This is a genomic window from Pontivivens ytuae (assembly GCF_015679265.1).
Taxonomy (GTDB): domain Bacteria; phylum Pseudomonadota; class Alphaproteobacteria; order Rhodobacterales; family Rhodobacteraceae; genus Pontivivens; species Pontivivens ytuae.
Genome location: NZ_CP064942.1, coordinates 2,807,862 through 2,822,249, shown reverse-complemented (window position 1 = coordinate 2,822,249; position 14,388 = coordinate 2,807,862). Strand labels below are relative to the sequence as shown.

Genomic DNA, 14,388 nt, shown 5'->3' with positions numbered 1-14,388 from the left:
GCATGTTTCCGCTCAGGTCAGGTTTTTCCCGGTGGGTTTTGGGGAAGCCGCCGTTCGGGATCGATGTGGGGGCTTCGATCCGGTCCGGTTCGACATGAAGGTGGGGAGAACACGCCAATGCTCAAGACTGCCAAGAACGTCCTGCGCCGATTCCGGCAGGAGGACGACGCTGTCGTTGCCATCCAGGTCGTCATTTTCTCGGTCATGCTTTTGACCTCGACCGGACTGGTTATTGATTTCGGACGCGCCTATTCCGCGCATTCCCAGATGCAGAGCTTCGTGGACAAAGCGGCCCTTGCCGCAGCCAACGAGCTCGACGGGCAGCCGGATGCCATGACACGAGCGACGAATGCTGCGCTCGCCGTTTCACAGTCTTCGAGCTTCACTTTCGGTGAGTCGGAGTTTTCGGTCCAGCAGCCGCTGACATTTCTGAGCGCCAACCCGAGTGATGCAACGGGCGCCTTCTCCGAAGACGCTCTCCGCGCATTTGCCACACAGTCCGCAGAAGAAGCCACGCACGTTTTCGTCCAAGCCGATGCTCGGACGATCAAGCTCGCCTTTCTCAGCATTGGCCTGAGCGGTGTGACCCAGACAGACGGCCGTACCGATCAGGTGCGCCGTCAGCTTATTGAAGAAGGTACACAGTTCTTCGATAGCGACGGGAACCCGATCAACCAGATCGATGATGATGTCCGGCAAAGCCTGTCCGATGCCACGGATGGCACCGGCGAGTTGAACATGCCGACCGAAATGCAGCTCTCCGCGTTCGCCGTCGCCCGTATGCAGGTGTCGTATTGCGGCGAGATCTCAACGATGGTGATGTGCAACCCGTTCGAAAACGACGCCCGTAGTTTTGCGGACATCATGGATGGTCAGGAAGGCGCGGTATTCCGCCTGACCAGCGATCGTGACGGTCAGAACAATCCGATGCCGCTGAGCACCAGCTCCTCCAACCCGAACGACGATGCAATCCGCGTCGGCCTTTTGAAAAACCCGATCGACGAGATCGGCGGAGATCCGGAAGGAGTGTGCAGCGACGGCAATCTAGAGCGTGTATTCGGTCTGAATCCGGCGAACACCGACAATGGTGGCGCTGGCTCAATCGCCAGCAGTTGGCAGTACCCGGGCTCCAACTCCGACGCTGATCTGGAGCGGCTGCGCGACATGTGCCTGCTTGCGACAATCGAGCCCCAGCTTCAGTGCCTCAGCGGCGATGTGATTGTGAAGGCCGCCGAGCCCGAGACGATCACGACGAGTCTCAACACGCTCTTTGACCTTTGGGACGCCCCGATGGACCGCGTTCTTGCGCTTCCGGTCACGTCGGACCGCGACTTCGCCCCAGATTACGTAGCACCGCACGGCATGCTGACCCGCGTGGAATACGAAACCGAGTTTGTTAGCGCTACGGCAGCCGCCGAATTGCAGGCCGAAGTCGACGACGCCCTCGCACGTGTGAATCACTACATCGCCTCGATGGAGGCCGAGGAAGCAGCAGGAAACGAGGCGCGGGCCGACCGTTGGCGTGACCGTCTTTACGGTACATCCACACGAGCTGGTGCTATAGAACTTCTGGACGGCGCCTATGCCAATCAAACGGCATTTCTTCTGCAGGAAGGTGTTTACCCGGACCAGATCGCCAACTCAGCAAGCCGGCGCAACTACCTTGCCAGACGAGATGGTACCCACAAGACATGGGGGCCTATGCTGACGCCGAGTTGCTTGACGGCAGCCAATGGGGCCAACTGCTCGGTCAACAATCCTAACATCGCGATGCCGGAGGTGTTGTCATCTTACGGTGAGCCTATCAACGGACCGACGCTGCTTGGCGAAAATGTATCGGTAGACGGCTATTTCGATCCGATCCCGGTTCCCGTGCTTAACGAAGAAGGTGAGCAGCAATTCGATAACGATGGGAATCCGTTGATTAACGCAGTGCCGTATTCAGAGTTCTGGTCTGACGGCGTTACGGTGATGTCGCGCGGGAACAGCCCAGATGAGGATCGCATTGGCTGGACACTGGTGAACAACACCGACTCCTATCAGGACGGCGTGCTGATCCAGTCTGCGACCGGTCGTGACTTCGATTTCCGCGTGGAGCCGCGGAGCATTCGCGAAGTCGAGATGCCGGCTGTCGAAAGCAGCTCCGCCGACCCCGATCCATCGCAGGCGATCACGGTGCGCTGGCGGAACGGCACGACGGTTCCTGGCTCGGTGGACAACACGGTTGCTTGGGCGACCATTGGTGGCGATCCCGAGGTCGTGGATCTCACGTACATCGTGTCTTTTGCCGAGTACGCTCAAGGCTACTACCAGCCGATCCTGAACTCACTGAGCACAGATCTCTCGAACCCGTCTACGACGCTGGAGTGGGACATCGCGTTGGCTCAGACGATGTATGAAGGCTATGCGCTTGTAGAGCGTCAGTATGAAGACTTCCTCGACTCAAGCTTGTCGAGCGGTCCGGCCTCCAATAGTTCGCTCACGAATACACTGCCTATGCACTATCAGTTCGCGAGCAACAACGTCCGCGCAGAGCAACCGCAGGAGCGACGCCGGCAGCGCGTTGCAGTGATCAACTGCTCCGTGATGGACTCGGTGCCGGCTGCATCCGATGATCTGAACACATATGCGGGATCCTATGTGTCTGAACTCGAAGCGGTGATCGACGTCTTCTACACGCGTCCTGTTGAAGTTGCGGAGTGCGAGCCGGGTACGACGAGTGACCAAGTTACGCTCTCTCGCGATATCACCATGGCATCTGCACGCGACGCTTGGGAAGCCGCCGGTAACGTATGGGACGCAGACAAACAGGCCGAGTGGCTTGCAGAGGTCTGGCAACCCGCATTAGACAGCGTTGGCACTCTCGACGACCCCAATGCAGCGGGCGACTGCTGGAACGAGGATATCGATGTGGCTCACATCTATGCCGAGTTCGTGGGTATCTCGGATCCGCTGGAAGAGAACTCCGAGGATTTCCGCTCCTACGCGGTTCTCGTCCACTAAGGCATTCAAGGTTTCACACCCCTGGGGAGGGCCCGCTTCGGCGGGCCTTTTCTTTTGTGGAGCCGCAACAGCCCGGCACCGTCGCAGCGCACACCGCTCTTCCCTTGACCCGGGGCCGATCCTCCCGTATCTGCCACTCATATTCCCGGAAGTGAAAGCTTCCGGTCCCACGGCCCGTGCGCCGGGGATCGCCACCGGTCAGCGCGTTGCGCCCGCCGGTGCGTTCGCCGTTTGGCACATGGGATTGAAGGAGACGGACCATGTTCGAGAACCTGTCAGACCGCCTCTCCGGCGTGCTCGACAAGCTCACGCGTCAAGGCGCGCTGAGCGAGGAGGACGTGTCCACAGCACTCCGCGAGGTTCGGGTCGCCCTTCTCGAAGCCGACGTCTCCCTCCCCGTCGCCCGCGACTTCATCAAGCGGGTGCAGGAAAAGGCCACCGGCCAGGCCGTCACCAAGTCCGTCACCCCCGGCCAGCAGGTCATCAAGATCGTCCATGACGAGCTTGTCGCCACCCTCGCCGGCGATGACGAGAACGCGGGCGAGCTCCGTGTCGACAGCCCCCCTGCACCAATCCTGATGGTGGGCCTCCAGGGCTCGGGCAAGACCACCACCACCGCCAAGCTTGCCCTGCGCCTCACCGACAGGGGCAAGAAGCGGGTGCTGATGGCCTCCCTCGACACCTCCCGCCCGGCGGCGATGGAGCAGCTCGCGGTGCTCGGCACCCAGATCGGCGTCGACACGCTGCCGATCGTGCCCGGGCAATCCCCGGTGCAGATCGCCAAGCGCGCCAAGCAGCAGGCGTCTCTCGGCGGCTACGACATCTACATGCTGGATACGGCGGGCCGCCTCTCCATCGACGACGCGCTGATGGCCGAGGTCGAGGCGGTGCGCGACGAGGCAAAGCCGCACGAGACCATCCTCGTGGTCGACGGCCTCACCGGCCAGGACGCGGTCAACACGGCCGAGAACTTCGACCAGCGCATCGGCATCACCGGCGTCGTGCTGACCCGGATGGACGGCGACGGCCGCGGCGGCGCCGCGCTCTCCATGCGCGCGGTCACCGGCAAGCCCATCAAGTTCGTCGGTCTGGGCGAGAAGATGGACGCGCTCGAGGAGTTCCACCCCCAGCGCATCGCCGGCCGCATCCTCGGCATGGGCGACATCGTCTCCCTCGTCGAAAAGGCACAAGAGCAGATCGAGGCCGAGCAGGCCGAGAAGATGATGAAGCGGTTCCAGAAGGGTCAGTTCAACATGAACGACCTGAAGAACCAGCTCGAGCAGATGATGAAGATGGGCGGCATGCAGGGCGTCATGGGCATGCTTCCGGGCATGGGCAAGATGGCCAAGCAGATGGAAGGTGCCGGCATCGACGACAAGGTGCTGCGCCGCCAGATCGCCCTCATCAACTCCATGACCAAGGCCGAGCGCCGCAACCCCGCCCTGCTGCAGGCCTCCCGCAAGAAGCGGATCGCGGCCGGTGCCGGGCTGGAGGTGCAGGAACTCAACCGCCTCATCAAGATGCACCGCCAGATGGCCGACGTGATGAAGAAGATGGGGAAGATGGGCAAGAAGGGCCTGATGCGCGGCGGCCTCGGCTCGCTGATGGGCAAGGGCGGTGGGATGCCACCGGGGGCGACGCCCCCCGCGGGTCTCGGCGGCCCTGCAGCGAGCCCGCCCGCAGGCGGTCTTCCGGGCCTCGGCGGTGCGGCCCTGCCCCCGGACCTCTCGGGCTTCGGCAAGAAGAAGTGAGCGCCAAACCGGCATATGACGCGGACCGTCCGACCCAGGATGGCCCCCTCCCCCGCGCCCGGGGAAGGGATGGGGTGTGGGCTGCCCCCCTCCTCATGACGGAGCGGCTGACGCTGCGCCGCCTCGACGCGCGCGACCGCGACGCGTTCCTCGCCTATTCCACCGGTCCCCGCACCGCCTTCACCGGCGGCCCGTCGAAGCCGTTCCGCGCGGTCGAGAAGTTTGCGGCGATGATCGGCCAGTGGACGCTGATGGGCTACGGCCGCTACGCGATCTGCCTCGATCCGGATGCACCCGCCATCGGCCATGTCGGACCGCTGCACTACGACACTACCCAACCGGCGGAGATGACGTGGACGCTCTGGGACGATGCCCAGACCGGCCATGGCTACGCGACCGAGGCTGCCGCCCGCGTCCTCGCCCACCTCCTCGATGATCTTGGCTGGCCCAGCATCGTCGCGCGGATCGAGCCGGACAACGCGGCCTCCCACGCCGTCGCCCTGCGCCTCGGCGGCACACGCGATGATGCAGCCCAGGCGCCCGCATGGATGCCGAACGCCGTCACCTACCGCTTTGGAGGCGCCGTATGACCGTCGCCCCCTACATGCACGCGCGCGCCGAGCGGATCGGCCCTTTTCCCGGCGGCCAGCAGGATCTGTTCCCGGTGCTGACCACCGAGCGCCTGACGATGCGCCCGCCCCAGCTCGCCGATTTCGAGACATACGCGGCCTTCTACGCCTCCGACCGGGCGGAGCATATCGGCGGCCCGCTGGACCTGCGCAGCGCCTGGAACCTTTTCCTTACCGATGTCGGCACCTGGGCCACCTTCGGCTTCGGCTTCTGGATGGTTGAGCATGAGGGGCAGCTCGTCGGCCAGGTGGGCCTGCATCACCCGCCGCACCATGCCGAGCTGGAGCTCGGCTGGAACCTCTACGCGGGCTCCGAAGGCAAGGGTATCGCGCGCGAGGCCGCCGAGGCCTCTCGCGAGTGGGCCCGCGCCCACCTGCCAGGCCAGCGCCTCGTGAGCTATATCGACCGGGCCAACACCCGCTCCATCGCGCTGGCCGAGCGCATGGGCGCCTCCGACATCGGCACGGCCGCGCACGACGAAGCCTGCGGCACGTGGCTCCATCCGGAGCGCGCCGCATGAACCGCCCCTGCCTCACCGCCCCCACCGGTGCCACCGCGGCACAGCGCGACCGGATCGCCGCCACGCTGCCGCGGATCGAAACCGCGCGCCTCGTGCTGCGCGCGCCGGAGCTCGCCGACTACGCCGCCTATGCCCGCATCGCCTCCGGCCCCGACGCAGCCTTCATCGGCGGCCCGATGAGTGCCGAGGAGGCCTGGCTCGACTTCTGCCAGATGAGCGCGGGCTGGCTGCTGCGCGGCTCCGGCCTCTGGACTGTCGCGGATCGCGAGAGCGGCGCGACCCTCGGCTTCGTCACCCTCGGCATGGAGTGGGAGGACGAGGAGCCCGAGCTTGGCTTCCTCCTGCTGCCCGAGGCGCAGGGCCGCGGCATCGCGGCGGAGGCGGCAATGGCCGCGCGGACCTACGCCTTCGACACGCTCGGCTGGTCCACGGTCGTCAGCTACATCGACCCGGGCAACACCCGCTCGGCGGCCCTCGCAAACCGCCTCGGCGCCCGCCGCGACCCGGTGGCCGAGGCAGCCGTGCCCGGCACCCATGTCTACCGCCACGTGCCGGAGGTTCGCCCATGATCGGACCGCTCGCACATATCGCCCCCTCCCCCTCGAGGGGGAGGGCCGGGGAGGGGGTGACCCCCGCATCCCCCACCTGTGACATCCGCGTCGCCGGTGCACAGGTGTCATACGCAAATCATACGCATGTCATACGCGAAAAATACGTGGCCGGAGGGCAACGATGACTGATGCAATTCAGCACGCGCGCGAAGTGCTGGCCGAGCACCGCGCGGCCATCGACAACCTCGACGCCATCCTCGTCTACACCCTCGCCGAGCGCTTCAAGCGCACCCAGGCGGTGGGCCAGTTGAAGGCGGAGCACGCGCTGCCGCCTTCCGACCCGACCCGGGAATCGGAACAGATCGACCGGCTGGAACGGCTCGCCGCCGACGCCGATCTCGACCCGGATTTCATGCGGAAATTCCTGAATTTCATCATTCAGGAAGTGATCCGCCATCACGAGCAGTTTCAGGAAAAGGCTTGAGGGATCAAGCCGTTACGAACGACCAGATCAAGGAGAAACATCATGGCCGTCACCATCCGTCTCGCCCGCGGGGGCTCCAAGAAGCGCCCGTTCTACCGTATCGTCGCCGCCGACTCGCGCTTTGCTCGCGACGGCCGCTACATCGAGAAGCTGGGCACCTACAACCCGCTCCTGCCCAAGGACTCCGAGGAGCGCGTCAAGATGGACCTCGAGCGCGTTCAGGACTGGATGTCCAAGGGTGCAAAGCCCACCGACCGCGTGTCCCGCTTCCTCGAAGCCGCTGGCATCGTTGAGAAAAAAGAGCGCGCCAACATGAAGAAGGCAGAGCCGGGCCAGAAGGCGAAGGACCGCGCAGAAGAGCGCGCCGCCAAGGAAGCGGAGGCCGCCGAGGCCGCAGCCGCACCGGCCGAGGAGCCCGCAGAGGAAGCCGCGGCGGAGGAGTGATCCTCCCCGCGCCCGCCGATGCGCACCTTCTCCCCCGCCTTCGCCGCCGAGCTCGATGAGCTCCTCCGCTGGCGCCGCGACGTCCGTCGGTTCCGTACGGATCCGGTGCCCGACGCGGTGCTGGAGGCGTGCCTGACGGCGGTGGAACGCGCGCCCTCGGTCGGTCTCAGCGCCCCCTGGCGCTTCGTCCGGGTGAGCTCGGAGCAGGCATTGGAGGCCGCGCGCGCCAACTTCGAGGCGGCGAACGCCGACGCCCTCGCCGGCTATTCCGGCGAGCAGGCGGCGCGCTATGCCACGCTGAAACTTGCCGGGATGCGGGAGGCGCCGGTGCAGTTCGCCGTCTTCTGCGACGACGAAACGCCGAAGGGCGCGGGCCTCGGCGCCCGCACAATGCCCGAGGCGCGCGCCTACTCGGTGGTTGGCGCGATCACCTATCTGTGGCTCGCGGCCCGCGCCCGCGGGCTGGGCCTCGGCTGGGTGTCGATCCTCGATCCCGAACGGCTGGCCCGCGACCTCGCGGTGCCCGCCCATTGGCGTCTCGTCGGCTATCTCTGCCTCGGCTGGCCCGAGGCGGAGAGCGAGACGCCCGAGCTTGTCACCGCCGGATGGGAGAGCCCCGCCGGCCCGCCGGAGGTCCTGGTCCGATGAGCGATCTCGTCTGCGTCGGCGCCATCGCAGGCGCCTTCGGTGTCCGGGGGGAGGTGCGGCTGAAAAGCTTCACCTCCGACCCCGGTGCGATCGCCGACTATGCGCCGCTGGTGACCGAGAAGGCCGACAAATCCTTCGACGTGACCATAACGCGCCCCATCAAGAACGGCCTCGCCGCCCGCCTCTCCGGCATCGCGACCAAGGAGCAGGCGGATGCGCTCAAGGGCACGCGCCTCTACGCGCCGCGGGAGCGGCTGCCCGCCCTACCCGACGACGAGTTCTACCATACCGACCTGATCGGCCTCACCGTACTCGACACCGGCGGGACGGAGCTCGGCCGTGTCCGCGCGATCCACGACCACGGCGCGGGCGACATCCTGGAGGTGATGGGGCCGAGGGGTGAAACCCTCGTCCCCTTCACGCGCGAGGCGGTGCCGACGGTGGACCTGACCGCGGGCCGCATCGTCGCCGACATCGCGGAGGACGCGGAATGACCTGCGCTCTCTCTTCTTCAAATATCCCCGCCGGAGGCCGGCATGGCAGGGGCCGTACTTGATGCGCTCCGTTGGGCGCAAGTCGATCTCCGCCAGCGCCACGCCCCGCGCGCTGATGGAGGAGAAGGTGCTGGCCAATGTCTGGACCGCGCGCGTCCTGACGCTCTATCCGGAGATGTTTCCGGGCCCCCTCGGCCAATCGCTGACAGGCCGCGCGCTGAAGGACGGGCTCTGGCAGCTCGCGCTCACCAATATCCGTGAGCACGGGCTCGGCAAGCACCGCGCGGTCGATGATACCCCCACCGGCGGCGGTGCTGGCATGGTGCTGCGCCCGGACGTGCTCGACGCCGCGATCCGCGCTGCACCCGTCACCGGCCCGCTCCTCTACCTCTCCCCTCGCGGGCAGCGCTTCGATCAGGCGATGGCGCGGGAGCTCGCTGCGGGCCCGGGCGTCACGCTGCTCTGCGGCCGGTTCGAGGGGGTGGACGAGCGGGTGATCGAGGCGCACGGCATCATCGAGGTCTCGCTCGGTGATTTCGTGCTGACCGGGGGCGAGATCCCGGCCATGGCCCTGATCGACGCCACGGTGCGCCTACTGCCCAACGTGCTCGGCAACGCCGCCTCGACGGAGGAGGAGAGCTTCTCCCACGGCCTGCTGGAGCATCCGCAATACACCCGCCCCAACGACTGGGAGGGGCGCAAGGTGCCCGACATCCTCCTGTCCGGCCATCACGCCGCGATCGAGGCGTGGCGACGGGAGCAAGCCGAGGAGATCACCCGCGCGCGGCGCCCCGACCTCTGGGCCGACTACCAGGCCCGCAAGGACGCCAAGGGTTGATCCCGCGCCGCCCGCGCTGTATGCGGGCGCCAACCGGGATACGTCCCGGCTTGATGGATTCGGCGCAGCGGGTGCCTGCCTGCTCGAACCGGTCGAGCCCATGACCAAAAGGAAAGTCGATCCGATCTCTGGCGGGCCAAGGATGGACCCGAGCAGTGCCCAAAGCTCTCGGACGCGCAGACATTCGCCGCAAAGGCGATCACAAGGAAGATTGACATGAACCTGCTTCAGACGCTCGAAGCCGAGCAGATTGCCGAGCTCGGCAAGGATATCCCCGATTTCGCCGCCGGTGACACCGTGCGCGTCGGCTACAAGGTGACCGAGGGCACCCGCTCCCGCGTCCAGAACTACGAGGGCGTCGTGATCGCCCGTAATGGTGGCGAGGGCATCGGCGCCTCCTTCACCGTCCGCAAGATCTCCTTCGGCGAAGGTGTCGAGCGTGTGTTCCCGCTCCACTCGCCGAACATCGACAGCATCACCGTGGTCCGCCGCGGCAAGGTGCGCCGCGCGAAGCTCTACTACCTGCGCGCGCGCCGCGGGAAATCCGCCCGGATCGCGGAGAAGACCAACTACCGCCCGAAGAAGGGCTGAGGTCACACCTCTTCGCAAAGTCATGCAGGCGCCCCCACGGGCGCCTGTTTCGTTTTGTGCCTCCCGAACCGGCTGGATATTCTGGGCAAAAGCGCGTGGGGCGTGGGGAGCCGACAATGCTGGAAATGCTGGGCCTGAGCCTGATCGGGGCACCGCGGGTGTTCCTGAGGACGCTGCCGCTGACGACGGTGGTGGCCTTCATCTATTTCGGACTGATCACCAATGTGAACGATCCGCTGTGGCGGGTCGTCCTGATCCTCCTGCTGACGACGCCCTGCATCGCGATCGTGCGGCTGGCGGCGCTGCGCTCGGCCCTGATCACCACGGGACGGACCAAGCCGCCGACCTTCCAGAACCTCGTGCGGGCCCAGGTGCGCATCGCCTACGCGAACCTGCTGCCGATCAACTTCGTGCAGGTGGTTATCTTCACCGCGGTCAGTGCGCTCATCGTGGCGGAGTTGCGTGCGGACTTCATGGTGGTGGTCGAGGCCGCGGCCCTGGGCCAAACGATGGAGGTGCCGCTGGAGCTGGAGCAGAACCTTGGCCGCTTCATCGGGGCGGCGGGCTGGCTCTTCGCCCTGATCGCCGCCGCGGGCTTCGGCGTGATGGGCACGGCGATGGCGGCGACGGCGGCCAACGCGGCGGAGAAGTCGCCCCGCCACGACATCACATACGGGCTCACCTTCAACTTCTGGAAGCTGACCATCGTCTATTTCTGCGCGCAGACCATCAACGGGATCCTCGTGGCGCTGATCGCTCTGCTCGGCGTGGCGGCGCTCGGCCTGTCCGGGCTGGAGAACTGGCCCTACGTGCTGCCGATTGCGGCGACCGTATATCTCAGCCTGCACTTCGCCACCACCGCGACGGCGGCCGCCCTGTCCTACGGCGCGCTGCTCGATCGCGACGCGGCGATCCGGGAATACGTGCAGCAGCAGGTGGCCGGGCCGCAGACCTCGGCGGAGGATCTGCGGGCGCTCCGCCACTCCCGCCAGCACTGAGACCCCTTGCACAACAGGCCCATCCGGAGTAACGGACGGGCTTGCAATCCAGCCCGGCGACGGGGAGCGGCCCGTCCCCTCCGATCAGTCGGGCGCGAAGGAACCAGGACCATGAAAAAAGACATTCACCCCGACTACCACGTCATCGACGTGAAGATGACCGACGGCACCATCGTGCAGATGCGCTCCACCTACGGGTCGGAAGGCGCACAGCTCAACCTCGACATCGACCCCTCCGCCCACCCGGCGTGGACCGGCGGCGGCACCCGCCTGATGGATACCGGCGGCCGCGTGTCGAAGTTCAAGGCGAAGTACGACGGTCTCGGCTTCTGATCTTTCCCCCATCCGGGGGCTGCGATATTCAAGGGAAAGCGCGTCCGGTCGGGCGCGCTTTCTTGAATCCGGGAGGGGTCATTGGCGCATATCGTGGTGCTCGGAAACGAGAAGGGCGGTTCGGGCAAGTCGACCACCTCCATGCACCTCTTCGCCGCCCTGTCCCGCTGCGGCCACCAGGTCGGCGTCATCGACCTCGACCTGCGGCAGAAGAGCTTCTTTCGCTACCTGGAGAACCGCGAGGCGTTCGTGAAGCGGACGGGCACCAAGCTGCCCATGCCGGTGCGCGAGGTGCTCGACTACTCCACGCTGGACAGCGTCAGCGCCGCACAGGCGGAGGAGGAGACGCGCTTTGCCGACGCGCTGAACCGGCTGGACGAGACCTGCTCCTTCATCCTGATCGACTGCCCGGGCTCGCACACGCGCTATGCCCAGATGGCCCATGCGGCGGCGGACACACTGATCACGCCGATGAACGACAGCCTGATCGACTTCGACCTTCTGGCGCGGCTGGACCCGGAGACCGGGAAGGTGAAGGGCCCCAGCGTTTATTCGGAGATGGTGTGGAAGGCGCGCCAGCTCCGCGCCTCCGCCGGTCTGAAGCCGGTGGACTGGGTGGTGCTGCGCAACCGGATCTCGACGCTGAACGCGCGCAACAAGCGGCGCGTGGGCTCGGCGCTGCAGGAGTTGTCGAAGCGCATCGGCTTCCGCGTGATCCCCGGTTTCGGCGAGCGGGTGATCTTTCGCGAGATGTTCCTGTCGGGGCTCACCCTGCTCGATCTGAAGGACACCGGAGAGATCAGCCTCAACATCTCCAACCTTGCCGCCCGGCAGGAGGTGCGCGACGTGGTCAAGGCGCTTCAGCTTCCGGACGTGAAGCTGAAGTTCTGAGCCGTCCGGCCATGAAGAAGGCGCCAGACCCGAGGGGCGGCGCCTTCGACGTTGCTCGTGGTCCTGTCCGCCAGCTAGCTGCTGGGCTCGACCAGCCGGCAGATTCGGTTCTGCGCGCGAAGGCTGGAGCAGACGGCGGTCGCTTCCTCCTGGCTCATCCCGATGAACTGCGCCTCATGCAGGTTGACGCCGTTGACCACCGTCTCGGACACCTGGCGCCGGGCGCTGTTGAGCGCGGCGACCTCGCTGGCGAGCGCGTTTGTCAGCACCGATTCCGCGTAGTCCGGGTTGCGGTAGGCGCCGAGCTGCACCGCCCAGTCGCCCGTGCGTGGCTCCGGCCGCGGGGCCGCCATGGGCGCCACGCCGGTCACGCTGCGCTCGGCCAGGGCCGCGAGGCTCGCGCTGTCGGAGCGCAGGCGCATCGCCGTGGGCGACGGGGCGAAGGCGGATGCGGTGGTGGCGGCCTGCGCCTGCGGCACGATGGCGTTGCCCACCACGCTCGCCGCTGCCATGAGCTGCGTCACCTCGCTGGTGCCGCGCGGCATCGGGCGCACGGACGCCATGATGGCGCCGGTCTCAGCCCGCTGCGGGCGGATGGTGGCGACGCGCGCGGGCGCGCGCTCGAAGCCCATGTTCAGGAGCTCCACCATGCGGTGATAGCGCCAGTCGGAGCTGCGGCCGCCGAAGATCACGGCGATTACCCGCTCCTGCCCGCGCTCGGCGGAGGCCGCGAGGTTGTAGCCCGCCGCCCGCGTGTAGCCGGTCTTGATCCCGTCTGCCCCGCGGTAGTTGTTGAGGAGCCGCCGGTTGGTGTTGCGTACGTTCGCGATGCCCGCGCTCGCGCTCGTCCGGCCGAAGATGTTGTAGTACTGCGGGTAGTCGTAGAAGAGGTGCCGCGAGAGCTGCGCCATGTCGCGCGCCGTCGACATGTGCCCGCTCGCGGTCAGGCCGTGCGCGTTGCGGAACGTCGTGGAGTTCATGTTCAGCGAGCGCGCCGTCTCGGTCATCAGCTGGGAGAACGCCGTCTCGGACCCGGCGACGGCCTCGCCGATCGCGGTCGCGGCGTCGTTGGCAGACCGGATGGCGGCGGCCCGGATGAGATAGCGCAGCGAGATGCGTTGCCCCGCCCGCAGGCCGAGCTTTGACGGCGGCTCGGAGGCCGCATTGCGCGAGATCCGGATCTGCTGATCCAGATCCAGGGTTCCATTCTCCACCGCCTCGAAGGCGAGGTAGAGCGTCATCATCTTGGTGAGCGACGCCGGATGCAGACGGGTGTCCGCATTCCGCGAATGCAGGACGTCGCCGTCCCGCGCGTCGATGACTATGGCCGCATAGGGGGCGGCCTGCACGGCGGGGGCTGCGCCGAACAGGGCGCCCACGGTCAGCACGACCGCGCTAAACACAACTCTGAGCATCGGTTTCTCCGACGTATGCCTGTCCACGGGTTACCGCTTGCCACGGATTTGTTAACTTCCGATGTACATATTGCAGCGCACCCCTCTGACAATCAACGATTATCTTGTCTTTTGTCCGAGCACTGTGTGAATTTCCGCCAAAGGGTAACCGCCCGGACGTCAATCCCGCTAAGGTTGTATGCAATTCCGCCTCAAGAAGTTGATTTATATCAATAATCATATTTTGTGCACTGCAGCACAAAATCCTTGACGCAGCGCAACATAATCTCTATGTTTCCTCCAGAAGCGGACACCACCCCTTCCGCCGAGTAAACGAGGAGTTTCAAAATGGCGACGACCAAGACGACTGCAAAAGACGCTGCCGCTCAGATGGAGAGCTTCGCAGCTGACGCTCAGAAGACCATGACCGACACGGTCGAGAAGATGACCAAGGGCTTCGAAGAGGCTTCCTCCTTCGGTCAGGAGAACCTGGACGCGATGGTCAAGTCCGGCGAGATCGCCGCGAAGGCCGCCGAGGGCTTCGGCAACGAAGTGTCCTCTTTCACCAAGCGCTCCTTCGAGGAGAGCGTGGCCGCGGCGAAGGACATGGCCTCCGCCAAGACCATGACCGAGCTCTTCGAGAAGCAGTCCGCCTTCGCCCAGTCCATGTTCGACGGCTGGATGAAGCAGACCACGAAGATGAACGAGATGATGATGGCCGCCGCCAAGGACGTGTCCGCCCCGATGGGTGAGCGCATGACCGCCGCGACCTCGGCCATGAAATCCATGACCGCCTGATCGGGCAATCTGTCACACGA

The 14,388-nt window shown here is 65.9% G+C and carries 16 protein-coding genes; 15 read left to right on the top strand and 1 reads right to left on the bottom strand.

The annotated features are described in order from the left end of the window. The first annotated feature begins 117 nt into the window (after positions 1-117). The 14 genes from I0K15_RS13920 to I0K15_RS13855 all read left to right on the top strand — a co-directional run bounded on the left by I0K15_RS13920 (position 118) and on the right by I0K15_RS13855 (position 12,176). On the top strand, positions 118-3,003 hold the full coding sequence (locus tag I0K15_RS13920; RefSeq protein WP_196102110.1) for a TadE/TadG family type IV pilus assembly protein: 2,886 nt from the start codon (positions 118-120) through the stop codon (positions 3,001-3,003). Between the two features lie 260 nt (positions 3,004-3,263). Then, positions 3,264-4,754, top strand: coding sequence for a signal recognition particle protein (gene ffh, locus I0K15_RS13915; protein ID WP_196102109.1), 1,491 nt, complete (start codon positions 3,264-3,266; stop codon positions 4,752-4,754). Between the two features lie 74 nt (positions 4,755-4,828). Next, a complete protein-coding gene (locus I0K15_RS13910; protein ID WP_196102108.1) occupies positions 4,829-5,344 on the top strand; it encodes a GNAT family N-acetyltransferase in 516 nt (171 codons plus the stop codon). Then, positions 5,341-5,904: a GNAT family N-acetyltransferase gene (locus I0K15_RS13905; RefSeq protein WP_196102107.1), complete on the top strand. Its 564-nt coding sequence runs from the start codon at positions 5,341-5,343 to the stop codon at positions 5,902-5,904. Before I0K15_RS13910 ends, I0K15_RS13905 begins: the two co-directional genes overlap by 4 nt. Next, positions 5,901-6,473 (top strand): GNAT family N-acetyltransferase, encoded by a 573-nt coding sequence (locus tag I0K15_RS13900; RefSeq protein WP_196102106.1) that lies wholly within the window; start codon positions 5,901-5,903, stop codon positions 6,471-6,473. Before I0K15_RS13905 ends, I0K15_RS13900 begins: the two co-directional genes overlap by 4 nt. 163 nt (positions 6,474-6,636) lie before the next feature. Beyond that, complete coding sequence (locus I0K15_RS13895) at positions 6,637-6,939, top strand: chorismate mutase (RefSeq protein WP_196102105.1); 303 nt, start codon at positions 6,637-6,639, stop codon at positions 6,937-6,939. Between the two features lie 42 nt (positions 6,940-6,981). Further along, positions 6,982-7,383, top strand: a complete 402-nt coding sequence (rpsP, locus tag I0K15_RS13890; RefSeq protein WP_196102104.1) for a 30S ribosomal protein S16 — start codon at positions 6,982-6,984, stop codon at positions 7,381-7,383. Positions 7,384-7,401: 18 nt separating this feature from the next. Beyond that, positions 7,402-8,031 carry a 5,6-dimethylbenzimidazole synthase gene (gene bluB / locus I0K15_RS13885; RefSeq protein ID WP_196102103.1) on the top strand — a complete coding sequence of 210 codons (630 nt, stop codon included), beginning with the start codon at positions 7,402-7,404 and terminating at the stop codon, positions 8,029-8,031. Continuing rightward, positions 8,028-8,525 carry a ribosome maturation factor RimM gene (gene rimM, locus I0K15_RS13880; protein ID WP_196102102.1) on the top strand — a complete coding sequence of 166 codons (498 nt, stop codon included), beginning with the start codon at positions 8,028-8,030 and terminating at the stop codon, positions 8,523-8,525. Before bluB ends, rimM begins: the two co-directional genes overlap by 4 nt. 61 nt (positions 8,526-8,586) lie before the next feature. Continuing rightward, entirely contained in the window at positions 8,587-9,363 is a 777-nt protein-coding gene (gene trmD, locus I0K15_RS13875) for a tRNA (guanosine(37)-N1)-methyltransferase TrmD (protein WP_196105477.1), read from the top strand. 216 nt (positions 9,364-9,579) lie between these two features. Next, on the top strand, positions 9,580-9,954 hold the full coding sequence (rplS, locus tag I0K15_RS13870; protein ID WP_196102101.1) for a 50S ribosomal protein L19: 375 nt from the start codon (positions 9,580-9,582) through the stop codon (positions 9,952-9,954). Positions 9,955-10,070: 116 nt separating this feature from the next. Next, positions 10,071-10,952 (top strand): hypothetical protein, encoded by an 882-nt coding sequence (locus I0K15_RS13865; protein ID WP_196102100.1) that lies wholly within the window; start codon positions 10,071-10,073, stop codon positions 10,950-10,952. Positions 10,953-11,063: 111 nt separating this feature from the next. After that, positions 11,064-11,285, top strand: a complete 222-nt coding sequence (gene rpmE / locus I0K15_RS13860) for a 50S ribosomal protein L31 (protein WP_196102099.1) — start codon at positions 11,064-11,066, stop codon at positions 11,283-11,285. A gap of 81 nt (positions 11,286-11,366) precedes the next feature. Beyond that, a complete protein-coding gene (locus I0K15_RS13855) occupies positions 11,367-12,176 on the top strand; it encodes a division plane positioning ATPase MipZ (RefSeq protein WP_196102098.1) in 810 nt (269 codons plus the stop codon). A gap of 74 nt (positions 12,177-12,250) precedes the next feature. Here I0K15_RS13855 and I0K15_RS13850 read toward each other — a convergent pair whose 3' ends face one another. Next, complete coding sequence (locus tag I0K15_RS13850; protein WP_196102097.1) at positions 12,251-13,591, bottom strand: D-alanyl-D-alanine carboxypeptidase; 1,341 nt, start codon at positions 13,589-13,591, stop codon at positions 12,251-12,253. Between the two features lie 327 nt (positions 13,592-13,918). On the opposite strand from I0K15_RS13850, the gene I0K15_RS13845 reads away from it, so the two are divergent. Beyond that, on the top strand, positions 13,919-14,368 hold the full coding sequence (locus I0K15_RS13845) for a phasin family protein (RefSeq protein ID WP_196102096.1): 450 nt from the start codon (positions 13,919-13,921) through the stop codon (positions 14,366-14,368). Positions 14,369-14,388: the final 20 nt, after the last annotated feature.